The organism is Pseudomonas simiae, from assembly GCF_000934565.1.
Classification (GTDB): Bacteria; Pseudomonadota; Gammaproteobacteria; order Pseudomonadales; family Pseudomonadaceae; genus Aquipseudomonas; species Aquipseudomonas simiae.
Genome location: NZ_CP010896.1, coordinates 3,452,012 through 3,475,955 on the forward strand (window position 1 = coordinate 3,452,012; position 23,944 = coordinate 3,475,955).

General features: G+C 62.4%; 18 protein-coding genes and 1 pseudogene. 2 read left to right on the plus strand and 17 right to left on the minus strand.

Annotated features, from left to right (window positions below):
• Positions 1–85 precede the first annotated feature (85 nt).
• From PF1751_RS15395 to PF1751_RS15450, 11 genes and pseudogenes are all read right to left on the minus strand, one after another.
• Positions 86–1,705 carry a methyl-accepting chemotaxis protein gene (locus PF1751_RS15395; RefSeq protein ID WP_044287317.1) on the minus strand — a complete coding sequence of 540 codons (1,620 nt, stop codon included), beginning with the start codon at positions 1,703–1,705 and terminating at the stop codon, positions 86–88.
• Positions 1,706–1,775: 70 nt separating this feature from the next.
• Positions 1,776–2,471, minus strand: coding sequence for an anaerobic ribonucleoside-triphosphate reductase activating protein (locus PF1751_RS15400; protein ID WP_021492289.1), 696 nt, complete (start codon positions 2,469–2,471; stop codon positions 1,776–1,778).
• Positions 2,468–4,675, minus strand: a pseudogene (locus tag PF1751_RS15410) (ribonucleoside triphosphate reductase). Before PF1751_RS15410 ends, PF1751_RS15400 begins: the two are co-directional and overlap by 4 nt.
• Before the next feature lie 175 nt (positions 4,676–4,850).
• Entirely contained in the window at positions 4,851–5,837 is a 987-nt protein-coding gene (moaA, locus tag PF1751_RS15415; protein ID WP_010209835.1) for a GTP 3',8-cyclase MoaA, read from the minus strand.
• 1 nt (position 5,838) lies between these two features.
• Positions 5,839–6,654 (minus strand): peptidylprolyl isomerase, encoded by an 816-nt coding sequence (locus tag PF1751_RS15420; protein WP_010209833.1) that lies wholly within the window; start codon positions 6,652–6,654, stop codon positions 5,839–5,841.
• Positions 6,655–6,664: 10 nt separating this feature from the next.
• Positions 6,665–7,345, minus strand: coding sequence for a respiratory nitrate reductase subunit gamma (gene narI, locus PF1751_RS15425; protein WP_010209832.1), 681 nt, complete (start codon positions 7,343–7,345; stop codon positions 6,665–6,667).
• A complete protein-coding gene (gene narJ / locus PF1751_RS15430; RefSeq protein ID WP_010209831.1) occupies positions 7,338–8,093 on the minus strand; it encodes a nitrate reductase molybdenum cofactor assembly chaperone in 756 nt (251 codons plus the stop codon). Before narJ ends, narI begins: the two co-directional genes overlap by 8 nt.
• Before the next feature lie 3 nt (positions 8,094–8,096).
• The gene (narH, locus tag PF1751_RS15435; protein WP_010209830.1) at positions 8,097–9,635 is read right to left on the minus strand and encodes a nitrate reductase subunit beta; all 1,539 of its coding nucleotides are present in this window, start codon (positions 9,633–9,635) and stop codon (positions 8,097–8,099) included.
• A gap of 1 nt (position 9,636) precedes the next feature.
• On the minus strand, positions 9,637–13,410 hold the full coding sequence (locus tag PF1751_RS15440; RefSeq protein ID WP_044287319.1) for a nitrate reductase subunit alpha: 3,774 nt from the start codon (positions 13,408–13,410) through the stop codon (positions 9,637–9,639).
• Positions 13,411–13,467: 57 nt separating this feature from the next.
• Entirely contained in the window at positions 13,468–14,865 is a 1,398-nt protein-coding gene (locus PF1751_RS15445) for a NarK family nitrate/nitrite MFS transporter (RefSeq protein WP_029529119.1), read from the minus strand.
• Between the two features lie 2 nt (positions 14,866–14,867).
• Complete coding sequence (locus PF1751_RS15450) at positions 14,868–16,118, minus strand: MFS transporter (protein ID WP_029529118.1); 1,251 nt, start codon at positions 16,116–16,118, stop codon at positions 14,868–14,870.
• A 308-nt stretch (positions 16,119–16,426) separates the two neighbouring features.
• Between PF1751_RS15450 and PF1751_RS15455 the strand changes: the two genes are divergently transcribed.
• Together PF1751_RS15455 and narL are read left to right on the plus strand one after the other, a co-directional pair.
• On the plus strand, positions 16,427–18,229 hold the full coding sequence (locus PF1751_RS15455; protein WP_021492292.1) for a HAMP domain-containing protein: 1,803 nt from the start codon (positions 16,427–16,429) through the stop codon (positions 18,227–18,229).
• On the plus strand, positions 18,226–18,873 hold the full coding sequence (narL, locus tag PF1751_RS15460; RefSeq protein ID WP_010209820.1) for a two-component system response regulator NarL: 648 nt from the start codon (positions 18,226–18,228) through the stop codon (positions 18,871–18,873). The genes PF1751_RS15455 and narL overlap by 4 nt, the downstream gene beginning before the upstream one ends.
• A 73-nt stretch (positions 18,874–18,946) precedes the next feature.
• Here the strand turns inward: narL and ubiT are convergent, their stop codons facing one another.
• The 6 genes from ubiT to pdxH all read right to left on the minus strand — a co-directional run bounded on the left by ubiT (position 18,947) and on the right by pdxH (position 23,816).
• A complete protein-coding gene (ubiT, locus tag PF1751_RS15465) occupies positions 18,947–19,408 on the minus strand; it encodes a ubiquinone anaerobic biosynthesis accessory factor UbiT (protein WP_044287321.1) in 462 nt (153 codons plus the stop codon).
• Positions 19,402–20,292 (minus strand): U32 family peptidase, encoded by an 891-nt coding sequence (locus tag PF1751_RS15470; RefSeq protein ID WP_044287322.1) that lies wholly within the window; start codon positions 20,290–20,292, stop codon positions 19,402–19,404. Before PF1751_RS15470 ends, ubiT begins: the two co-directional genes overlap by 7 nt.
• A 10-nt stretch (positions 20,293–20,302) precedes the next feature.
• Positions 20,303–21,298 (minus strand): ubiquinone anaerobic biosynthesis protein UbiU, encoded by a 996-nt coding sequence (gene ubiU, locus PF1751_RS15475; protein WP_010209814.1) that lies wholly within the window; start codon positions 21,296–21,298, stop codon positions 20,303–20,305.
• Between the two features lie 9 nt (positions 21,299–21,307).
• Positions 21,308–22,534 (minus strand): molybdopterin molybdotransferase MoeA, encoded by a 1,227-nt coding sequence (locus tag PF1751_RS15480; protein WP_010209812.1) that lies wholly within the window; start codon positions 22,532–22,534, stop codon positions 21,308–21,310.
• Positions 22,531–23,085, minus strand: a complete 555-nt coding sequence (moaB, locus tag PF1751_RS15485; protein WP_010209811.1) for a molybdenum cofactor biosynthesis protein B — start codon at positions 23,083–23,085, stop codon at positions 22,531–22,533. Before moaB ends, PF1751_RS15480 begins: the two co-directional genes overlap by 4 nt.
• An 83-nt stretch (positions 23,086–23,168) precedes the next feature.
• Entirely contained in the window at positions 23,169–23,816 is a 648-nt protein-coding gene (gene pdxH, locus PF1751_RS15490) for a pyridoxamine 5'-phosphate oxidase (protein WP_010209810.1), read from the minus strand.
• Positions 23,817–23,944: the final 128 nt, after the last annotated feature.

Consider the following 23,944-nt stretch of genomic DNA (forward strand, 5'->3'; position numbering starts at 1 on the left):
AGCCTCACTCTCGATCACGCACTGTTTCGATGCTCGCCGCCGCTATTCACGCCCTGGCGAAGTGCAGTTTTTTGCCGGTATCTGGCTAGACTTTAAAGCGCGCCACCGTCTGGTGCAGCGCCCCCGCCATACCCGCCAGGTCATGCCCCGCCGTCTCGGTATGCAACGCCCCTTGCAGCACCTGCTGCGACAGATTGCGAATGCCCACCAGATTGCGATCCACTTCCCGCGCCACCAACGCCTGCTCCTCGGTGGCGCTGGCAATCATCATGTTGCGCTCGTTGATCTGCGAAATAGACCGGGTAATCTCATCCAAGGCTTCACCCGAACGCTGCGCCACACTCAGTGTCGCCTGCACGCGCTCGCTGCTGCTGTGCATGGCCGCGACCGCATGCTCGGTATCCTGGCGGATATTGCCGATCATCTGCTCGATCTCCTGGGTCGAAGCCTGGGTGCGATGGGCCAACGCCCGCACTTCATCAGCCACCACCGCAAACCCACGCCCGGCGTCCCCAGCCCGCGCTGCTTCAATGGCGGCGTTGAGGGCTAGCAGGTTCGTCTGGTCGGCAATGCTGCGGATCACTTCCAGCACACTGCTGATGTCTTGTACGCGGCCCGCCAGTTGCTGGATGCGTTCGGAGGTTTCCACTACGCCGGTGGCCAGGGTGTTGATCGACGCCACGGTTTCCTGCACCTGGGCACGACCGCGCTGGGCGGTCTGTTCCGACAGACGCGAAGCCTCGCTGGTGCTCACCGCGTTGCGCGCCACTTCATCCACGGCAGCGGTCATTTCATTCACCGCCGTCGCCGCCTGTTCGATCTCCTGGCCCTGGGACTGCAAGCTGCTGCTGGTCTGGCTGCTCACCGCGCTCAGTTCTTCGGAGGAACTGGCCACGCCGTCCACCGACGTCGCAATGTGCCGCACCATCTGGTTCAGGTTCTGCTGCATCTGGTGCAGGTTGCGCATCACGCTGCCTTCGGCGCTGTTGCCCACTGGCACCACGATGGTCAGGTCGCCCTGGGCAATATGGCTCAGCACGCGCGCGGCTTCGTCCGGCTCGCCGCCCAATGGGCGAATCACGCTGCGGGTGACGATAATCGCGGCGCCAACCACCAGGGCCAAACACAACAGGAACAACCCGATCATGTTGCGCCGGGCCTCGTCGTACAGGACCTGCGCCGCCTGCTCGCGTTCAGCGAACAGACGCCCCTGCATGGCCATCAACGCGTCCAGGCTCTTGAACACCGCAAGCTCGGCGGGCATCACCTGTTGCTTCAGCTGGGCCAGGCCCTGTTCGCGAGCGCCTTGCTTGATCAGCGCCTGCACCTGGGTGAAAGCGGCCACATAGGCTTCCCGATGGGTTTTCAAGGTCGCATAGGCGGCCTTGCCTTCGGCGGTATCGAGCAGCGGCTCAAGGGTGGCGAACGCCTCGGTGATGCGTTGCCGGGTGGTGCCGATGGCTTCCTGGGCTTGTTGGTTGTCCTGGTCGATCAGCAAGTCACGGGTGTTGCGGCCGTTATCGCGTACGCCGGTGGCGATCACCATGATCGGCGCTATTTTCGGCCAGTCCTGCTGCACAATCTGTTCGGATTGTTGCTTGAGGGTTGCGAGGTCGTGCAGGGCGTAGAACACCAAACCGACCAGAGCCAGCGGCGCAATCGCGAAACCGATGACAATGCGTTGTGCCGTGGTTAATTGCTTCATTCTGAACCTTCCTTGATGAACACCTGCCCACCAGGGGCAGCATCGATAAAAACGCGGTTGAGGGCGCGGGTCACCCTCGTAATACAAACGCGGGAAACAACTCACGCAAGCGGCCCCACAGCTCCGGTAACGCAGCCTGTGCCGGGGAACTCGGCAGTTGCGTGTCGAGCATGCTGGCGGTGCGCACCATCTGCACGGCGAAGCGCTGCACGCCACGGGCTTGCAAACGTTGGGCCAGCCGCAGCAGGCGGGCTGGGTCGATCAGGTGCCAATGCACCGTGGTACGGCATTCGTAGTCCATGCCGCTGGCGAGCAAAATATCGAGACTGCGCCAGTTGGCAGCGCCGCTGCCCTTGACCTGGGTGATCGACTGGCAGTCTTCGGCCAGGGCCTTTACGTCAAAACCAACCCAGTCGGCATGCCGCAAAGCATGGGCAAACCCCGCCGGCTTGATCCCCGCGCTGTGCAGGCCGATGTGAAAACCCATCGCCCGGACTTCATCCATCGCCGCCGGCAAACCCTCTTGCAAGGTCGGCTCGCCGCCGCTGAACACCACGGCGTCGAGCAGGTCTCGGCGCCGTTGCAGAAACAGCAACACCCGGCGCCAATCCATTTGCGTGCTCGCGCGCGGCGGGATCAGGTCCGGGTTGTGGCAGTAACGGCAACGCCAGGCACAGCCCTGGCAGAACAGCACACAGGCGAGCATGCCGGGGTAGTCGAGGGTGGTCAGGGGCACCAGGCCCCCGACCCGCAGCGCTCGACTCATTGGCGACCGGCCGCAGCGGCCGTTTCAGTGAAGTGCGCACGCTCCTTGTGCTCGGATTGCTTGCCTGGATTGAACGCCGACACCGGCCGGTGGTAACCCATTACTCGGGTCCAGACTTCGCAGCGCTGGCGTTGTGGCTGGGAGGTTTGCATGGTGAATCTCCTTGGGGTGGAGTTGAGTTGAATGGCTTCATACGGGAGCAAGCAAGCTCGCTCCTATAGGGCCAGGACTTCATCGCACTTGGGGCAGAACTCATGTTCACCGGCGAGGTAGCCATGCACCGGGCAGATCGAAAATGTCGGCGTCACCGTCAGGTACGGCAGCCGGAAACGCCCCAGCGCCTTGCGCACCAATTGCTTGCAGGCCTGGGTCGACGAGATCTGCTCGGCCATGTACAGGTGCAACACAGTGCCGCCGGTGTATTTGCATTGCAGTTCGTCTTGCAGCTCCAGGGCTTCGAAGGGGTCCTGGGTAAAGCCCACCGGCAGTTGCGAGGAATTGGTGTAATACGGCGCGATGTCGCTGCCCGCTTGCAGGATGTTTGGGTAGCGCTTGCGGTCTTCCTTGGCAAAACGGTAGGTGGTGCCTTCCGCCGGGGTGGCTTCAAGGTTGTAGAGGTGGCCGGTGTCTTCCTGGAAGCGCAGCAAAGTGGCGCGCACATGGTCGAGCAATTTGAGGGCAAAGGCGCGGCCCTGTTCGGTGTGCATGCCCTCCTCGTCAGCGCTGAAATTGCGCAGCATCTCGTGCATGCCATTAAGGCCGATGGTGGAGAAGTGATTGCGCAGCGTGCCCAGGTAACGCTTGGTGTAGGGATACAGGCCCGCATCCATGTGGTGTTGGATCACCTTGCGCTTGACCTCCAGGCTTTCCATGGCCATTTCCATCAGACTGTCCAGGCGTTGCAGCAAGCCTGAGGTGTCGCCCTTGAACAGGTAGCCCAGGCGCGCGCAGTTGATTGTCACCACCCCCAGGGAGCCCGTCTGTTCCGCCGAACCGAACAGCCCGCCACCGCGCTTGAGCAATTCACGCACGTCCAGTTGCAGGCGGCAGCACATCGAGCGCACCTGGTTGGGTTGCATATCGGAATTGAGGAAGTTCTGGAAATACGGCAAACCGTAGCGCGCCGTCATCTCGAACAGGCGGTCAGCATTGTCGCTGTCCCAGGGGAAATCATGGGTGATGTTGTAGGTGGGAATCGGAAAGGTGAACACCCGGCCCTTGGCATCCCCGGCCTGCATCACCTCGATGTAGGCGCGGTTGATCAGCTCCATTTCGGCTTGCAGGTCGCCGTAGGCAAACGGCATTTCTTCACCGCCGATCACCGGCACCTGTTCACGTAAATCTTCTGGGCAGACCCAATCGAAGGTCAGGTTGGTAAACGGTGTCTGGGTGCCCCAGCGCGACGGCACGTTGAGGTTGTAGATGAACTCCTGCACGGCCTGGCGCACTTGCGGGTAGCTCAGTTGATCCTTGAGCACATAGGGTGCGAGATAGGTGTCGAACGAACTGAAGGCCTGGGCGCCGGCCCATTCGTTTTGCAGGGTACCGAGGAAGTTGACCATCTGCCCCAAGGCGCTGCTCAAGTGCTTGGGGGGGCCCGCTTCGACCCGGCCCGGCACACCGTTTAGGCCTTCGTGCAACAGCGAACGCAGTGACCAACCGGCGCAGTAGCCGGCAAGCATGTCCAGGTCATGGATATGCAGATCCGCTTCGCGGTGCGCGCGGCCGATCTGCTCGCTGTAGACCTCGTCCAGCCAGTAATTGGCAGTGACCTTGCCTGCCACATTGAGCACCAATCCGCCCAGGGAATAGCCCTGATTGGCATTGGCCTGCACGCGCCAGTCTTCGCGATCGAGGTATTCGTTCATGGAGGTGGCGACCTCTACCAGGGTCTTGCGGTCACGGCGCATGCGGCCGTGTTGTTCGCGGTAGACGATGTAGGCGCGCATCGATTGGAAGTAACCGGCGTCCATCAGCACGCGTTCGACGCTGTCCTGGATGAGTTCGACGTCCAGTTGTTCGATGCCCCTTAGGCGTGCCAATACTGCGCCCAGCAACAGGTCGGCGTCGTTCGCTTGAAACTCCGCGGTGGCAGTGCCGGCGGCGATCAGGGCTTGGCGGATTTTTTCGGCGTCGAAGGGGGCCAGGCTGCCGTCGCGTTTGTGGAGGTGGGTGCTGGTGAGCGGGGTGAGCGTGCTTTGCATTGGAAGCTCCAAACACTACATATAGACAATCCGATAACATAAAACACAATATGCAGTGATATTACGGAGAGAAGCGTTGGAAACCCTTGATCGGGATCAACGTTTTCTGATCGGGGCATATCCCTTTATTCCGTCACGGCTATCCATGGTTCCGCCCTTACGGTGCCCCCCAACCTCACCCACCGCTCATGCTCATAAAGCGCACCACCTGAACCTCCCCCGCCCCCGAAAAATCATGCCGCGCTGGCTTTCCCCTCAACGCCCGATGCAACGCCTCAACCAACGGCCGATCATCCAACGGAGACCGCCTGAGCAACTCACGAAAATCCAGCGCGTCGTCCTGCCCGAGGCACAACAAAAGCCGCCCCTCCACCGTCATCCTTAGCCGATTACAACTCCCACAAAAACTCTGTGAATTGGGCGAGATAAACCCGATGCGCGTGTCGGGGTAACGCGCCAAACGCACATACCGCGCCGGCCCCCCACTGCTTTCCGCAGTGTCGAGCAACAGATGCTCACGAGCGATCACCTCCCGCACCTCATCACTGGCACAAAACGTCTCCCCCCGCGAACGCCCTACATCCCCCAAAGGCATTTCTTCGATGAAACTGATATCGATCCCTTGCTCGATCGCATACCGCACCAACGCGGGCACCTCATCAAAATTACGCCCTTTCATCACCACGCAATTGAGCTTGACCCGCTCGAACCCGGCGTCCCGCGCCGCCTCTATCCCCTCCTGCACCTGGCGCAAATCACCGTTGCGCGTGATCGCCCGAAACCGCACGGGATCCAGACTGTCGAGGCTGATATTCATGCGCTTGACCCCCGCCGCCGCCAGCGGCTGCGCCAGCCGCGCCAACTGTGAGCCATTGCTGGTCATCACCAACTCACGCAAGCCTGGCAACGCAGCAATAGTGCGGCACAACCCCACAATGCCAGGACGGATCAAAGGTTCACCGCCGGTCAAGCGGATCTTGCGCACGCCCTGGCCCACAAACAGCCGGGCCAGGCGCTCCAGCTCTTGCAGGCTCAACACCTGCTGGCGCGGCAGGAAGGTCATGGTTTTCGCCATGCAGTACACACAGCGAAAATCACAACGGTCGGTCACCGACAGACGCAGGTAATCGATTGAACGGCCGAGCCCATCCACCAGGCTCATGTCACTGCACCAACGGCGAGTCGGCGCCTTGCAGCGCGAGACCACGGATGTCCGCGGCGCCAATCAGGGTTTGCAGGTACTGCACCAGCGCCTTCTGCCACACCCCCTGCTGCAACTGGGTGCGAATGGCGCCCGCCACTGCTTCGTAAGGCAACGGCTGGCCTTCGATGCGCTGGTCGACGCTGATCACATGCCAGCCGTAACGGCTTTCCAAGGGCTTATCGGCCAGGCCGGGCGCCAGGGTAAACAACTGGCGCTCCAGCTCCGGCACGGTCTGGCCCTTGCTGATCTGGCCCAATGAGCCACCCTGGGCCTTGGACGGGCACGCCGAATACTTGAGCGCCAGTTCGGCGAAGCTGGCGGGTGTCTGCGCCAGGCTCAGCTGCAGGATTTCTGCCTGCACATGGGCCATCTGCCGTGCCTCGGCATCGTCCGGCGCGCATTCGAGCAAGATGTGCCGCACCGCCAGCAACGGTGCGCTGTGGAAGCGCCCTCGATTGCTTTCGAAATAATGCCGGCAGGTCGCCTCGTCGCACTGCGGCACGGTGATCTCGCGCTCCAGCAACAAGCGCGTGGCGGCTTCTTCTTCGTTCTCGCCGGGGGCGATGTCCACCGCCAGGCCCAACTCGGTGATGCGCTGTTGCAGCAGCTCGCGAATCACCAGCGCGCGAGCGGCCAGGTACACCGCGGCTTCGCGGCTTTCGGCAGGATGGTATTGCAGCTCCAGGGCCATCGCCTCGGGCGTGATCGACACGCCGTTGACGCTGACGATGGGCCATTCCTGTTCACTGCTGGCAATCAATTCAGGCTGGGTCATCATGTGTTCCTCACGACTTCTGCCGCACGATTTGATAACGACGGCCCAGGTACCAGACCGGCGCGCTGACCATGTGCACCAGGCGGGTAAACGGGAACAGCACGAACAGGGTCAGACCCAGCGCCACGTGGGCCTTGTAGATCAGCGACACCGGTGCAATCGACTCCGCCGCCTGCACTGGCCGCAGCAACACCACGTTCTGCGCCCAATCGGCGAGCATCACCATCACCGAGCCGTCCATATGCCCGGTGGAGGCCACAATGGTCAGCAAGCCCAGCAGCAACTGCGCGAGCAGTACCAGCAGGATCAGAATGTCGGACGCGCTCGACGTAGCCCGCACACGCGGGTCACTCAGACGACGCTTGATCAGCATCAGCAACCCCACCAGGCACAGCAGGCCGAAAAAACCGCCGGAGACCATTGCCAGCAGTTGCTTGTTTTCCGTGCTGATCACGTGGTGGTACACCGACGCGGGCGTCAGCAAGCCGACAAAGTGCCCGGCCAGCACAAACAGCACGCCGATATGGAAGAAGTTGCTCGCCACGCGCATGCCACGGTTGTTCAGCATCTGGCTGGAGCCGGCCTTCCAGGTGTACTGCGACAGGTCGAACCGCGCCCAACTGCCCAACAGGCAGATCGCCAGGGCCACATAGGGGTACACCCCGAATACCAGCAAATTCCACTTAGACATTACCCACCTCCCCGGCAGGCAGCACGGCCCGCCCTTCCTGCTGAAAATCCACCCAGTGCAACGGCACGGCGCTTTCTTCCCGCGCCTTGCCCGGAGCGCTCGGCAGCGCACTGCAACGGTCCTGCTGTTCGGCCTGCATGAAGTCCACGGCCTCTTCTTCCCACACCTTGTCAAGGGCTTCGAGGGAGTCGTCACGCGGCTCGGCAGCGACCTGGGCGCGCACTTCGGCCACCGCCTGGTGCGGCTCGGCGCCGGCGATTTGCAGCAGTGCCCGGAAGCAACTGGCATAGGCGCTTTCACGTTCTTCGAGGCGCGCCGCGAGCAACGCCAGCAAGTGCGCCACATCCGCCAGGCCCTCGCGGGCCTCGATGTCCTCGCGGGTGGAGAGGAACTCCAGGTACAGCGGGATGAAGTCGGGCAGCTCCTTGACGCCGATGGCAAAACCAGCCGCCTCGTACTGGGCCATCATGTCGACCATCGCCTGACCACGGTCGCGGGATTCGCCGTGCACATGCTCGAACAGCAACAACGACAGCGAACGCCCGCGCCCGAACAACGCGCCGTAGTGTTCCTGGCCATCCATCAGGTCGTTAGCGCAGATCAGCTCCAGCAGTTCGAACAAGGCGCCGCGTTGTTTGGGACTGATTTCCCGTGACTCGATAATCGCCTGCTCCAGCTCATCGCGGCCGCTCACCAGGTGTTCCGTGGGATAGTCCAGCAGCAGCGAGATCACTTTAAGAATGCGCATGGTTCAGTCCTCCCAGATCTGTACGGTTTTCAACACGTCGCGGCGGTTGGCCTTCTTCGCGCCGAACATATTGGTGTCGGAACTGCCGCTGCAGCCGCTGCCAAAGCTGAAACCACAGCCCGAACGCTCAGCGAAGGCATCGCTCATGGCGTCCTCGCGATGGGCGCTTGGCACCACAAAGCGGTCCTCGTAATTGGCGATGGCCAGGTAGCGATACATCTCTTCCACTTGCGGCACGCTCAAGCCCACGTCTTCAAGGACTTGCAGGTCCTGGACGCCGTCCACCTGCTGGGAACGCTTGAAGGCGCGCATTGCCAGAAGGCGCTTAAGGGCACGCTTGACCGGCTTTTCATCGCCCGCCGTGAGCATGTTGGCCAGGTAACGCAAAGGAATGCGCAGGCTGTCCACATCCGGGATCACCCCATTCATGCCCACGGTGCCGGCAGCGGCGGCGTTCTGGATCGGCGACAGCGGCGGCACGTACCAGACCATCGGCAAGGTGCGGTATTCCGGGTGCAGCGGCAGCGCGAGCTTCCAGTCCACCGCCATTTTGTAGACGGGCGAGCGCTGCGCCGAGTCGATCACCGACTGCGGCACGCCATCGGCCAGGGCCTGACGGATCACAGCCGGGTCATTCGGGTCGAGGAAGATCTCCAGCTGTTTCTCGTACAGGTCGTGCTCGTTGGCGGTGCTGGCGACTTCGCTGATGCGGTCGGCGTCGTACAGCAGAACACCGAGATAGCGGATACGGCCGACACAGGTTTCGGCGCACACCGTGGGCATGCCGGCTTCGATGCGCGGGTAGCAGAAGATGCACTTTTCGGACTTGCCGCTCTTCCAGTTGAAGTAGATTTTCTTGTACGGGCAACCGCTGATGCACATGCGCCAGCCGCGACATTTTTCCTGGTCGATCAGCACAATGCCGTCTTCTTCACGCTTGTAGATCGCACCGCTGGGGCATGACGCTGCGCATGCCGGGTTGAGGCAGTGCTCGCACAGGCGCGGCAGGTACATCATGAAGGTGTTTTCGTACTCGCCGTAGATATCGGCCTGGATCTGGTCGAAGTTCTTGTCCTTGCGGCGCTTGGCGAACTCAGTGCCGAGGATCTCCTCCCAGTTGGGCCCCCACTCGATTTTCTGCATGCGCTTGCCCGACACCACCGAACGCGGGCGCGCGGTGGGCTGGTGTTCGCCCAGGGGCGCGGTGTGCAGGTGCTGGTAGTCGAAGTCGAACGGCTCGTAGTAGTCGTCCAGGCTAGGCAAGTCGGGGTTGGCGAAGATGTTTGCCAGCACGCGGAATTTGCCGCCGATACGCGGGTTGATCGTGCCATTGGCGTTACGGATCCAGCCGCCCTTCCACTTGTCCTGGTTCTCCCATTCTTTGGGGTAGCCGATGCCGGGCTTGGATTCGACGTTGTTGAACCAGGCGTATTCCATGCCTTCGCGGCTGGTCCACACGTTCTTGCAGGTGATCGAGCAAGTGTGGCAGCCGATGCATTTGTCCAGGTTCAGCACCATGCCGATCTGTGAGCGAATTTTCATCTCAGTTCTCCTCGATATCGGTCGGCAATGGGCGTGGCAGATCATCGCCGTCGGAGCCATCGAGCCAATCGACCTTGGCCATCTTGCGCACCACGACGAACTCATCGCGATTGCAGCCGACCGTGCCGTAGTAGTTGAAGCCGTAGGCCTGCTGGGCATAACCGCCGATCATATGGGTCGGTTTGAGCACCACGCGGGTCACCGAGTTGTGGTGGCCGCCGCGGGTTTTGGTGGTCTCCGAACCCGGCACGTTCACGATGCGTTCCTGGGCGTGATACATCATCACCATGCCCTCCTTGACCCGCTGGCTCACCACCGCACGGGCGGTGAGCGCGCCGTTGACGTTGAAGCACTCAATCCAATCGTTGTCCTCGATACCGGCGCGCTGGGCGTCGATTTCCGAGAGCCACACGATCGGCCCCCCACGGCTCAGGGTGAGCATCAGCAGGTTGTCGCTGTAGGTGCTGTGGATCCCCCATTTCTGGTGCGGGGTGATCCAGTTCAGTACGATCTCGGTCTCGCCATTACTGCGCTTGCCCTTCACCCCTTCGATGGTGCGGGTGTTGACCGGTGGTCGATAGCTCATCAACTGCTCGCCGAATGCCTGCATCCACGGGTGATCCTGGTAGAACTGCTGGCGCCCGGTGAGGGTGCGCCATGGGATGTTTTCATGGACGTTGGTGTAGCCGGCGTTGTAGCTCACGTGATCGTCTTCCAGGCCCGACCAGGTGGGGCTGGAAATGATCTTGCGTGGCTGCGCCTGGATGTCGCGGAAGCGGATCGCCTCGTGAGCCTTGGGCAATGCCAGGTGGCTGTGGTCGATGCCGGTGAACTCCGACAGCGCAGCCCAGGCCTTGACAGCCACGTGGCCGTTGGTTTCCGGGGCCAGGGACAGGATCACTTCGGCGGCGTCGATGGCCGTGTCGATTTTCGGCCGCCCCAGGCTGATGCCCGCGTCGCCTTCGTGATGGTTCAGTTCACCGAGGAATTTCACTTCCTCATCGGTATTCCAGTTGATGCCCTTGCCGCCATTGCCGAGTTTTTCCAGCAGCGGGCCAAGGGAGGTGAATTTCTTGTAGATATTCGGGTAGTCGCGCTCCACCACCGCCATGTTCGGCGCGTTCTTGCCCGGCACCGGTGCCACACCGGCACTTTTCCAATCAGTGCCGCCGAAAGGCTGGGCCAACTCGCCGACGCTGTCATGCATCAGCGGCACGGTGACCAGGTCCTTCTCGACACCCAGGTGGCCGACCGCCATGGCCGAGAACGCCTTGGCGATGCCCTTGTAGATGTCCCAATCGGACCGCGACTCCCACGCCGGGTCGATAGCTGCCGACAACGGGTGGATGAACGGGTGCATGTCCGAGGTGTTCATGTCGTCTTTTTCGTACCAGGTGGCGGTCGGCAAGACGATGTCGGAATACACACAGGTGGACGACATGCGGAAGTCCAACGTGGTCACCAGATCGAGTTTGCCGATGGCACCATCGTCAACCCACTCGGCTTCGGTGGGCTTGCTTTCGCCGCCAAAACCGATGTCTTCGTTCATCACGCCGTTCTTGGTGCCCAGCAGGTACTTGAGCATGTACTCATGGCCCTTGCCCGACGAACCGAGCAGGTTGGAACGCCAGATAAACATGTTGCGCGGGAAGTTCGCCGGGCTGTCCGGTTGCTCGCAGGCAAAGCGTAGGGTGCCGTCCTGCCAGGCCTTGACCACATAGTCTTTGGGATCCATGCCAACAGCAGCCGCCTCACGGCAGATGTGCAACGGGTTGGTGTTGAGTTGCGGCGCGCTCGGCAGCCAGCCGGCGCGCTCGGCGCGGATGTTGTAGTCCAGCGCGTGGGTGGGGAACTGCGACTTGTCCGCCATGGGCGAGAGCACATCGTGCATGTTCATTTTTTCGTGGCGCCACTGCGAGCTATGGCCGTAGAAGAAGCTGGTGCCATTCATCTGCCGGGGTGGGCGGCTCCAGTCCAGGCCGAACGCCAGGGGCAGCCAGCCGCATTGCGGGCGCAGTTTTTCCTGGCCGACGTAGTGGGCCCAGCCGCCGCCGGTCTGGCCGACGCAACCGCAGAGCATGAGCATGTTGATCAGCCCGCGGTAGTTCATGTCCATGTGGTACCAGTGGTTCATCGCCGCACCGACGATGATCATCGAGCGGCCCTTAGTCTTGTCGGCGTTGTCGGCGAACTCACGGGCGATCTGGATGGCTTTCTCGCGGCTGACGCCGGTGATCGCTTCCTGCCACGCCGGGGTGCCGGGCACACTGGCGTCGTCGTAGTCCTTGGCAACGTTGCTGCCGCCCAGGCCACGGTCGATGGCCAGGTTGGCGGCCGACAGGTCGAACACCGTGGCGACCTTGGCCACGCTGCCATCGGCCAACGTCACGCTGTGCACCGGCACGCGGCGAAACTGCACGGCATCGCCCGCCACGTGCTGGAAGTGCTCGTGGGACTCGCCGGCAAAGTACGGGAAGCCCACCTCCGCTACGTCCGCCCCCATCAGGCTCAGTTTGAGGTCGATGGCGCGACCTTCCCCGCCTTCCTTGGCGAGGATGTTCCACTTGCCCTTCTCGCCCCAGCGATAGCCGATGGAACCTTGGGGCGAGACCAGCTCGCCGCTTTCGTCAAGGGCAATGGTTTTCCATTCCGGGTTATTGTCCTGGCCAAGGTTGCCCACAAGGTCCGAGGCACGCAGGAAGCGGTCAGGCTGGAACCCGGCGCCCGGTGCAAAACCGGTCACGGGCTTGAGCATCACCAGCACCGGCAAGTCGGTGAAGCGCTTGGCGTAGTCGGTGAAATAGGCGCTTGGGTGGTCGAGGTGAAACTCCTTGAAGATCACGTGATTGAAGGCCTGGGCCAACGCGGCGTCGGTACCCTGCTTGGGGTTGAGCCACAGATCAGTGAGCTTGGCCACTTCCGAATAATCGGGGGTGATGGCCACGGTCTTGGTGCCCTTGTAGCGCACCTCGGTGAAAAAGTGCGCGTCCGGTGTACGGGTCTGCGGGACGTTGGAACCCCAGGCGATGATATAGTTGGAGTTGTACCAGTCGGCCGATTCCGGCACGTCGGTCTGCTCGCCCCACACCATCGGCGAAGCCGGTGGCAGGTCGCAGTACCAGTCATAGAAGCTCAGACACACCCCGCCGAGCAGTGACAGGTAACGCGAGCCGGCGGCATAGCTGACCATGGACATGGCCGGGATCGGCGAGAAGCCGACGATGCGGTCCGGGCCGTACTGCTTGATGGTGTAGACGTTGGAAGCAGCAATGATCTCGTTCACTTCCTCCCAGTTGGAGCGGATGAATCCCCCCATGCCACGCTTGCTCTTGTAGGACTCGGCCTTGGCCTTGTCCTCGACAATGCTCGCCCAGGCGTCTACCGGGGTCAGGGTCAGGCGCGCTTCACGCCACAGTTTGAGCAGTGGCTTGCGAATTTTCGGGTACTTGAGCCGGTTGGCGCTGTAGATGTACCAGCTGTAGCTGGCGCCACGCGGGCAGCCTCGGGGTTCGTGGTTGGGCAAGTCGTTGCGGGTACGCGGGTAGTCGGTCTGCTGGGTTTCCCAGGTAATCAGGCCGTTTTTCACGTAGATCTTCCACGAACAGGAACCGGTGCAGTTCACCCCGTGGGTGGAGCGCACGATCTTGTCGTACTGCCAGCGCGAACGGTAGACGTTCTCCCAATCGCGGGACTCTTTGCGGGTCTCGCCGTGGCCCTCGGAGAACTCGTTTTGCTTGCGGTTGAAGAACCGCAGTTGATCCAGTAGGTGACTCATGATGCTTTCCTCATCAGGCGTGCCGTGGGGTGCGTTGCCCCGCGAGTTCGGGTCGGACTAGCAGGGTGTGGCGCAGCCTTTGCGGGCGTACCACCACCAGGTCACGACGATGCAGCTCAGGTAGAAACCGACAAACAGGTAGAAGGCCATGGCCGGGCTGCCGGTGGCGGCCATGGAACTGCCGAAGGATTTGGGAATGAAGAACGCGCCGAACGCGCCCATGGCCGAGCTGAACCCGAGCACGGCGGCGGATTCCTTGCTGGCGTCCTTCAAGGCCTGTTCACGCACGGCGGCGGGTTTGCCGACACTGGCTTTTTCGTGGAGGGTGCGGAAGATCACCGGGATCATGCGGAAGGTGGAGCCGTTGCCGATGCCGGTGGTGATGAACAGCAGCATGAACAGGCCGAGAAAACCGTAGAAGTTGCCGCCCTGCTGGTTCTGCGGCAAAAAGTGCAGCACGCCGAACACCATCACGATCATCAGCACGAAGTTCCACAGAGTCACTCGCGCGCCGCCCAGTTTGTCGGCCAGCCAGCCGCCCAGTGGCCGCACCAGTGCGCCAACCAGTGGGCCGAGGAAGGCGAACTTCAGCGCTACCACGTCCGGAAACGAGGTCTTGATCAGCAGCGGAAACGCCGCCGAGAAGCCGATGAACGAACCGAAAGTCGCCAGGTACAACCAGCACATCAGCCAGTTGTGCTTGCGCTTGAAGATCACCGCCTGGTCGCTGAACGACGCGCGGGCGCTGGATAGGTCATTCATGCCGAACCACGCCGCCACGGTGACGAGGATGATGAATGGCACCCAGATGAAGCCGGCGTTCTGCAGCCACAGTTGGCTACCGTCCGCCAGGGTTTGCGGTTGCCCGCCGATCAGCCCGAATACCCCAAAGGTGATCACCAACGGCACGCAGAACTGCATCACCGAAACGCCCAGGTTGCCCAGGCCGGCGTTCAACCCCAGGGCGGTGCCCTGCTGGGCCTTAGGGTAGAAGAAGCTGATGTTGGACATGCTGGAGGCAAAGTTGCCGCCGCCAAAACCGCAGAGTAAGGCGATCAACACGAAGACGCTGTAAGGCGTGCTCGGATCCTGCACCGCAAAGCCCATCCACAGTGACGGCAGCAAGAGCGACGCGGTGCTCAGGGCGGTCCAGCGGCGCCCGCCGAAGATCGGCACCATGAACGAGTAGAACACCCGCAACGTCGCGCCGGACAAACCCGGCAGCGCCGCGAGCCAGAACAACTGGTCAGTGGTGAAGCTGAAGCCAATGGCGTTGAGGCGCACAATCACCGTGCTCCACACCATCCACACCGCAAAGGCCAGCAAAAGCGCAGGGATCGAAATCCACAAGTTGCGGGTGGCGGTCTTCTTGCCGCTGGCGCCCCAGAACGCCGGGTCTTCAGGGCGCCAGTCGTGGATCACCGGCCCCGATTCGGGCTTTTGCGCGATAGACATGATCATTCTCCTTGGAGCGCTTGTTTGCCGAGCAACGGCTGTTTACGGATCTCGCTGATGTACATCCAGGTCAGGGAGACCCAGACCACGCCGTACATCAACATGAAGCAGGAGGAGCGCACACCGGTGAGGTCCACCAGGGCGCCGAATAGAATCGGCAGTACAAAGCCGCCCAGGCCGCCGGCCAGGCCGACGATGCCGGACACCGCGCCCATGTTCTGCGGGTAGTCATTGGCGATGTACTTGAACACCGAGGCCTTGCCGAACGCGAAGGCGATGCCCATCACGAACAGCAGCACGGTGAACAGGGTGGCGTTGAGGCCGAGATGGAAATAGACGGGCCCGTTGACGGTCATCACTTGCAACTGCGTCTGCGGATAGCTGAGCAGGAAAAGGCAGATCCAGCTCACCCACAGCACCCACCAGGTCACGCTGTGTGCGCCCCAGCGGTCGGACATCCAGCCGCCCACCGCCCGCAACACACCGCCAGGCAAGGAAAAACACGCGGCCAGCAGTGCGGCGCTTTGCAGGCTGAAGCCGTATTCCTGCACGTAGTACTTGGTCATCCACAACGCCAGGGCCACGTAGCCGCCGAACACAATCGAGTAGTACTGGCAGTAGCGCCACACAGCCGGGTCTTTGAGGCACAGCAGTTGCTGACGCAGGGTGGCGCCGCCAGCACTGCGGTGGGCCTTGTTTTCGCGGGTGAGGAACCAGAACAACAGCGCGGTGACAAACAGGATCGCGCTGAACACCTTGGGCACCAGGTGCCAGGTGCCGAGGGCGATCAGCGCCGGGGCCAGAAATTTGGTGACGGCAGCGCCGGCATTACCCGCGCCGAACACGCCCATGGCAAACCCTTGGTTCTCTTTATCGAACCACTTGGCGACATAGGCGATGCCCACTGAAAACGAGCCGCCGGCCAAACCGACAAACAGGCCCAGCACCAGGAACTGCCAATACGCCGTGGCGTAGGTGATCAGGTACAGCGGCAGTACACAGGCGAGCATCAACACAAAGAACACGATGCGCCCGCCGAAACGGTCGGTCAGCAACCCCAGGGGCAGGCGCACCAGGGAACCGGTCAATACCGGGGTGGCGGCCAACAGGCCGAACTGGGTTTCGTTGAGTTGCAGCAGGTCCTTGATGGGCACGCCGAGCACGGCGAACATCATCCACACCATAAAGCAGACGGTGAAGGCCAGGGTGCTCATGCCCAGCACCAGGCCTTGTCTCATACGGGGTTGAGTCACGGTATGCGCTCCAGAAAGTGATTCCATGAGCGCAGGTTAGGGGCGACCCCCTCGCAGAACTTGACCCAGATCAACGAGGGCCGGTTGGGTATGGCGCTATGCTGGCCCCGTCTACCTCCAAGGAGGTAGCCCGCAAGACAAGAGAAAGCCTTTATTTATCAATGGATTGTTCTCTTGTGCCGGCTTTTGTCCGTGGGAGGGTTCGCCGGCAATTCTTTAGAGGTAGTGCGCCAGGGAAGGCCATCTCCCCCCCTTTCCCGCTCCAGGTGCGACCATGCTGCTCTGCTGCCCCCTTCAACTGTGCCGTCATGTTTGACTGGCTGCGCAGCTCCCTGCCCGCCCGCGCCGGTCTGGCGGTGATCCTGATTGCGATCCTGGCCCTGGCCAGTTCCCTCAGCGCCGGGCTGATCGCCTGGTTCAGCCAGGGCGACGCCGCCGCGATCAACACCGCGGGCTCGGTGCGCATGGAGACCTATCACCTCAGCTGGAAACTGGCGGCCGGTGCACGCCCGGATGAGGTCGCCGAGGTCAGCCAGAGCCTGCAACGGCGCCTCGACAGCCAGTCGCTCAAGGCGGTGCTCGAAGACGGCCCCCACAGCGCCCTGCTACAGAGCTACCAGCAGATCCAGCGGCGCTGGAACGACGAGCTGCGCCCGGCGGTGATGCGCGGCGATGCGGTGCTGTTCCAGGCCAGCGCGCCGGCGTTCGTCGAGCAACTGAACCAGTTCGTCAGCCTGTTGCAGCAACAGAGCGAGCACAAGCAAAGCTGGCAACAAGCGATCCAGGGACTGGCGTTGTTCAGCACCTTGATCATCCTGCTGATCGGCCTCTACGAGTTGCAGTACGGCGTGGTCACGCCCTTGCAGGAACTGGTGCACGCCACTCGGCGCTTTCGCGATGGCAACTACCAGACCCGCGTCAACCACCGTTCCGAGGACGAACTGGGCCAACTGGCCCTGAGCTTCAACGCCATGGCCGAGACCATCGAGGCCTCCCACCGCACTCTGGAAGCCCAGGTGCAGCTCAAAACTCTCAACCTGCAACAAGCCAATGCCGCCCTGGAATTGCTTTACCAGAGCAGCCGCAGCCTGGCCACGCGCCTGGCCAATGCCGAAGGCCTGGATGAACTGATCCGGCGCTTCCAGAAACGCCTGCCGGGCTTGCGCCTGTCGCTGTGCCTGCAAGGTCACTTCCTCGCACCGGCGCAGCAGATGCTGGCGCTGCATGGCGAGCACAGCCGCAACGTCTGCGCGATCGGCGACTGCGCGACGTGCGAACGCCACCACGCGGCGCCGCCAGAGGTATTCAGCATCAGCAACCAGGGCGCAGAACTGGGCGAACTCAAGGCGCACTTCCTCGACGGCCACCCCCCGCAGGATTGGGAAAAACAACTGATCCAGGCCCTGGCCAACCTGATCGGCACCTCGCTGTCTCTCAAGCGCCAGCGGGAACAGGACCACCGCCTGTTACTGCTGGAGGAGCGCACCATCATCGCCCGCGAACTGCACGACTCCCTGGCCCAGGCACTGTCCTACATGAAGCTACAAGTGAGCCGCATGCAGACCCTGATCCGCCGTGGCGAGCCCGTGGAAACCCTGGCCTGCGTCACCAGTGAATTGCGTGACGGCCTGAATAACGCCTACCGCCAACTGCGCGAACTGCTCACCACCTTCCGCTTGCAGATCCATGACGCCGGGTTGGTGCAGGAGCTGCGGGAGACCGCCGAAGAGTTCTCCCGCCGTGGCGAGTTCCAGGTACACCTGCACGTGGACGCCTTGGCATTCCAACTGTCGGCCAGTGAACAGATCCACGTGCTGCAGATCACCCGCGAAGCCCTGTCCAATTGCCTGCGCCACGCTCATGCGCAAAATGCCTGGCTGCAACTGCGCCAGGTTGGTGAGACCGTGAGCCTTTGCATCGAAGACGATGGGCGTGGCTTCGGCGGCGACGTCGACCAACGCGAACACCACGGCCTGACCATCATGGACGAGCGCGCACGCAGCCTGCACGGCCATCTCGACATCAGCCCGCGTGAGCCCCAGGGCACGCGGGTGCAATTGCGTTTCCAGCCGGAATTTCTTGGCCACTCACTACAAGGCACCGCCTCATGAACACCGCTATTCGCCACCGAATCCTGTTGGTCGACGACCACCCGATGATGCGTCACGGCATGCGTCAGATGCTTGAACTGGAAGACGATTTGCACGTGGTTGGTGAGGCCGGTAACGGCCAGGAGGCCCTTGATCAGATCGCTACGTTGCAACCGGACCTGGTGTTATTGGACAACAACATGCCGCACATGAACGGCCTGGAGACACTGCGTCGCCTGCGGGCCATGAACTATGCAGGGAAGGTGCTGCTGTTTACCGTGTCCGACGCGGAGGACGATATTCGTGATGCGCTACGACTGGATGCCAATGGTTATCTGCTCAAGGACATGGAACCGGAGTTGGTGGTGGAGTTCATCCGTGATGCCTTGCAGGGAGCCTTGGTGATCAGCCCTGGCTTGACCCGCGTACTGGCCCAGGCATTGCGTTCGCCGCAGCCGCATGCGGCGGTGGAGCTGACTGAGCGGGAGCGGCAGGTGTTGAGGACCATTGCCGGGGGGTACAGCAATAAGGTGATCGGGCATAAGCTGGGGATTACCGAGGGGACGGTGAAGGTGCATGTGAAGAATGTGCTGCATAAACTGGGGTTGAGGTCGCGGGTGGAGGCGGCGGTTTGGGCGATGGAGCATCTGAGGCAGGCGGGGTGACAGGGGCTTTTGGGCATATCCGTTATTGGGGTGATGGCGGGTATGGGTTCCGCAGCAACGGATATGCCCACAGTCAAACAGCCAACCCAGCCCTCTCCAACCCCCACCACAACCACCCCGGCAACACATCCGAATCCAGACTATCAATCAGATTCTTCAACCCCAACCCCAACTCCGTATCCCCTTCAATCACCAATCGCCGCCGAAAAAACAACGTATCCGGGTCCTCCTGCCGACTGGCCAACAACAAAAACTCCCGCCAATTCCCACTGATCGTCACCTCGGCAGCAGCCTTCGAAGCCACGCGCAACCCCTCCCGCCCCAACGTCAGATACCAACACACCCCCAAATCCGCAACACGCAGGCACATCCAACGCCCACGCAGCAGATCGAAACCTCCATCGCGCAAAGGCTCCGCCAAACACCGATTAAGCCCCTGCTCCAACACCAACCGCTGCGCGGCAAACGGCACCTGCCGAATCAACGGCAACACCCGATCCACGCCCTTGAGCACCCACTGCTTGCGACTCAACACCCCACCACCTCCTCAACCCGCAACATTCCTGCCTGCCCATGCCAATAACCATTACACCCGTCCACAAACAACGGCGGCAGGGCTCCCTGGCGCACTTGATCAAAGGCGCGCACCACATCAGCCATCCCTTCAGCCCGCGGGCTCAGGCGCAGTAAATCGGCACCACACGAAACCAAACCGGGATAGTCAGCCAGCAAGTTGGTCACATCGGCAGACATCGTCTGAATCCCATTCAAGGTAAACAACGCCTGCCCTTCCTGACTGGTCAACGCCATGCCATCCGGATAGTTGATACAGCAGAACTGGCAATCATCCTTCGGCCGGTTCTCCGCCCGCGCAGTGAAACAACGCGCCGAGTACGCCAGGGGCAGATGCCCGTAGGCGAAGATCTCCACTTCCGGCAATGGCCTCCCCAGTTCACGCACTTGCTCCAGCACATCGGCGATCAGATCGTGGGAGCACTCCACTGGCGGCACCCAACGCTGCATTCCCGCATCGAGCAACTGCACCAACGCGTGGCCGTTGTAGAGATTGAGTGCCGGGCCACCGACAAAGGGCAATTTGCGCTCGATCAGTAACTGCACGGCGCCCATGTCGTTTGCCTCCACCAAAAAATCGCCGTTGTCACACAGCCGTCGCAGGCTGGACAGTTCGGAGGCGGCTTCGATCAAGGTGAGGCTCGACAATACGATCTGCGCCGAGCTGCACGCTTGCAATTCGCGGCCCAGGCCCAGCCATTGATCCAGGTTGAACGCGCGGCGTTTGGAACACACCGTTTCCCCCAGGTAAATCACATCCAGGGGCAAGCCGGCCATGTCGGCATAGAAGCGCCCCAGGTGATCTTTGCCCCAATAAAACAGCACCGGTCCCAGGCTGAGTTTCATCTGTGTCTCCTCACTGCCACGCACGATGGTAAGCACCCAAGGTGGTCTGGCTGCCTTCGGAAAGCCCGGCGAGCACCTGGCGCCATGGGTCCTTGACCACAAAGCTCGCGGGGTTGGCGCGGTGGGCGTCGAGGGCCGCACGCCACACACGGGTGACTTGCTCCACATAGGCCGGGCTGCGCTGCCGGCCTTCGATCTTTACCGCTTCCACGCCGATGGCGCTGAGTTCGGGCAGCAGGTCGAGGGTGTCGAGGCTGGTGGGTTCTTCCAGCGCGTGGAAGCGCTTGCCGCCCACCAGGAAACGGCCCTTGCACAAGGTCGGGTAGCCAGCAGGTTCGTCCGGGGTATAGCGGTCGATCAGCACGTCGCTGAGCCGTGCGCTGAGGCCGTCGGCGTCGTCGCTCCAGCGCACGGCCTTGGCCGGCGAGCACACGCCACAGAGGTTGGGCGACTCGCCGGTGATATACGACGACAAATGGCAACGCCCCTCAGCCATGATGCACAGGCTGCCAAAACCGAACACCTCAATGGGCACGGTGCCGCTGGCCGCCACCTGTCTGACCTGGGCCAGGGACAGCACCCGTGGCAGCACGGCACGGCGGATGCCGTAGTGTTCGACGTAGAACTTCAATGCTGCCGCATGGGTGGCCGAGCCTTGCACCGAGAGGTGCAACGCCATGTGCGGATGGCGTCGCGCGGCATAGCCCAGTACGCCAGGGTCGCCCGCAATCAAGGCGTCGACGCCATGATCGGCGGCACGGTCCACTGCGCGTTGCCAGCGCGGCCAGATCTTCGGTTGCGGGTAGGTGTTGACCGCCACATAGAGCTTGCGCTGGTGCTGGCGGATATGGGCGACAGCGGCATCGAACTGCTTGTCGTCCATGTTCAGCCCCGCAAAGTGCCGAGCATTGGTGTCATCGCGAAACCCTACGTACACCGCATCGGCGCCTTGGCGCACGGCGGCTTTCAGCGCAGGCAGGTTACCCGCCGGACAAACCAGTTGCATGACCGCTCCTTATTCAAAACCGGTGAAGGGCAGGAAAGACACTGCCGCTCCCTTGGATACTTGCTGCTCGCGCTCGATGATCACTAGACCATCGGCCCAGCAGGCGGCGACGAGCATCGCCGAGCTTTGCTGGGGGTGCAGGACGGCGCGCAATTGCCCGTCGCTGCCGGGGCTCAGCCGTGCGCGCAGGTATTGGCGGCGCTTGTTGGGTTTCACCCATTCAAACGCGGCGGGCACGCTGATGGGCACTGGCAGCACTCGCTCCGCGCCTTGAGCACGCAAAAGGAATGGGCGCACTACGATCAGCGTGGTCACCAGCGCAGCCGTCGGGTTACCCGGCAGGCCAATCCAGGGTTTACCCGCCACCTGACCGAACGCCAGCGGCTTGCCGGGCTGGATTGCCAAGCGCCAGCACTCGATCTTGCCCAGCGCTTGGATCGCTTGCTTGAGGTGGTCCTCTTCGCCCACCGACACACCGCCAGTCGTCAGCAGCAAATCGCATTCGGAAGAGGCCAGCAGCAGCGCATCACGACTGGTCGCGAGAGCGTCTGCCATCACCCCGTAATCGTGAACCGTGACGCCCCAGCCGCGCAGCAGCGCTGCGACCAGATAGCGATTGCTGTTGTAGATCTGCCCTGGCGCCAGGGACTCACCCGGCTCGCGCAGTTCATCACCGCTGCTGAGCAGGCACACGCGCAGTGGCCGGAAGACCTTAACCCGCGGTATGCCCGCGGCCGCCAGCAAGCCGATTTCCTGGGCGCGCAGGCGTTTACCGGCACTCATCACACGCTGCCCGCGCTGCAACTCTTCGCCGCGCCTGCGTACGTGTTCGCCCAGGCGCACCGGCGGACACCAGATGCGCTGACCGTAAACGCGGCAGCGCTCCTGGGGCACCACGCTGTCGGCACCTGGGGGCAGCGGCGCACCGGTAAAGATCCGCACGGTTTGCCCCGGCTGCAACGGCACGTCACTGCTATGCCCCGCGGCGATCCGTCCAACCACTTGCAAATGACCGCCCTGCTCCGGCACATCGAACGCGCGCAGCGCATAGCCGTCCATGGCGCTGTTGCTCCAGCCCGGCAGGTCGATCGGTGAAAACACCTCTTCGGCAGTGACACGCCCGAGGGCCTCGGTCAACGCAATCACCTCAGTGGGCGGTGGCGGCGGTGCCTGAGCCAGCAACCGTTCGATGGCCTCCTCCACCGGCAGCAGGTCGCCGCTGTCGCACAGGCTCATGACCGTACCCCACAGGCTTGAAGCGGTTGATCGAGTTGCGGCTTGAGGTGCGGCGCGAAGTTACACGGGCCGGTGCGGCTGTCCAGTTGGCCGACCAGGATCTGGTCCCAGGCAGTCCGACAGGCGCCCGGCGAACCGGGCATGCAGCACACCAGCACGCCATTGCTGACCCCTGCCAGGGCGCGGGACTGCAAGGTGGACATGCCGATTTGCGCCAAAGACACCTGCCGGAACAACTCGCCAAACCCGTCTACCTGTTTGTCCAGCAACGGCAGCACGGCCTGAGGGGTGTTGTCACGGGCGGTAAAGCCAGTGCCGCCGGTCATCAGTACAACTTGTACGTGAGGGTCAGCGATCCACTGGGAGACCCGTGCGCGGATCTGGTAGATGTCATCCATCACGATGCTACGGTCGATCAGCCTATGTCCGGCGTCTTTCAGGCGGTCCACCAGGGTTTGCCCGGAGGTGTCGGTGTCGTAGGTGCGGGTATCGCTGATGGTCAGCACCGCGATATGCAGGGAGACAAAACTGCGTTGGGTCAGATGGGCCATGGTCCAGGCTCCAGGTATTGAAAAGATGCATCCAGCCTGCGCCGCAATGAGCGCAGGGCCTATTCCTCGAAGGAGGTATGCCGTCAGGGAGCCAGGCGCGTGCGCTGCCACTCGCCGTCCAGCAGGCGGTAGTCGAGGCGGTCATGCAGACGGTTGGGACGGCCCTGCCAGAACTCGATGCGCCGGGGTTGCAGGCAGAAACCACCCCAATGTTCGGGCCGAGGCGGCTGGCGCCCGGCGAAGCGCTCGGTGACCTCACGCAGGCGTCCTTCCAACTCGCTGCGATGGGCCAGGGGCTGGCTCTGGGGTGAGGCCCAGCTGCCCAGTTGGCTGGCGGTCGGACGCGCCTCGAAGTAGTCGTCCGACAGTTGCGCAGCGGCCTTCACCACCGGCCCTTCGATACGGACCTGACGCTCCAGGCCCGGCCAGAAAAACGTCATGGCGGCATGGGGGTTGTCCGCCAACTCCTGGCCCTTGGCACTCTGGTAATTACCAAAAAAGAAAAACCCGTCGACGCTGAACCCCTTGAGCAACAGGATGCGGCAATGGGCATGCCCGTGGCTGTCCACCGTGGCCAGGGCCATGCTGTTGGCTTCCGCCGGGGGCACTTCGGTCTTGCGTGCCTGGTCCAGCCACTGGCCAAACAATGCCAACGGGTCGGCCTGCGCACAATCGTCGCGAAGACCGTAAAGGGTGTAGTTGCGGCGCAATTGCGCAAGGGACAGGGGCATGGCGCGGTCCTCCAGAAAGTTCGCCACAGTGTGGGAACTGCCGCGCCGCTATCCCTTGACCGCGGTCAACACTCCGCCGCGGCATGACGCCGCATCGCGGTTCACCACAACGACTTGGCGAGGACCGT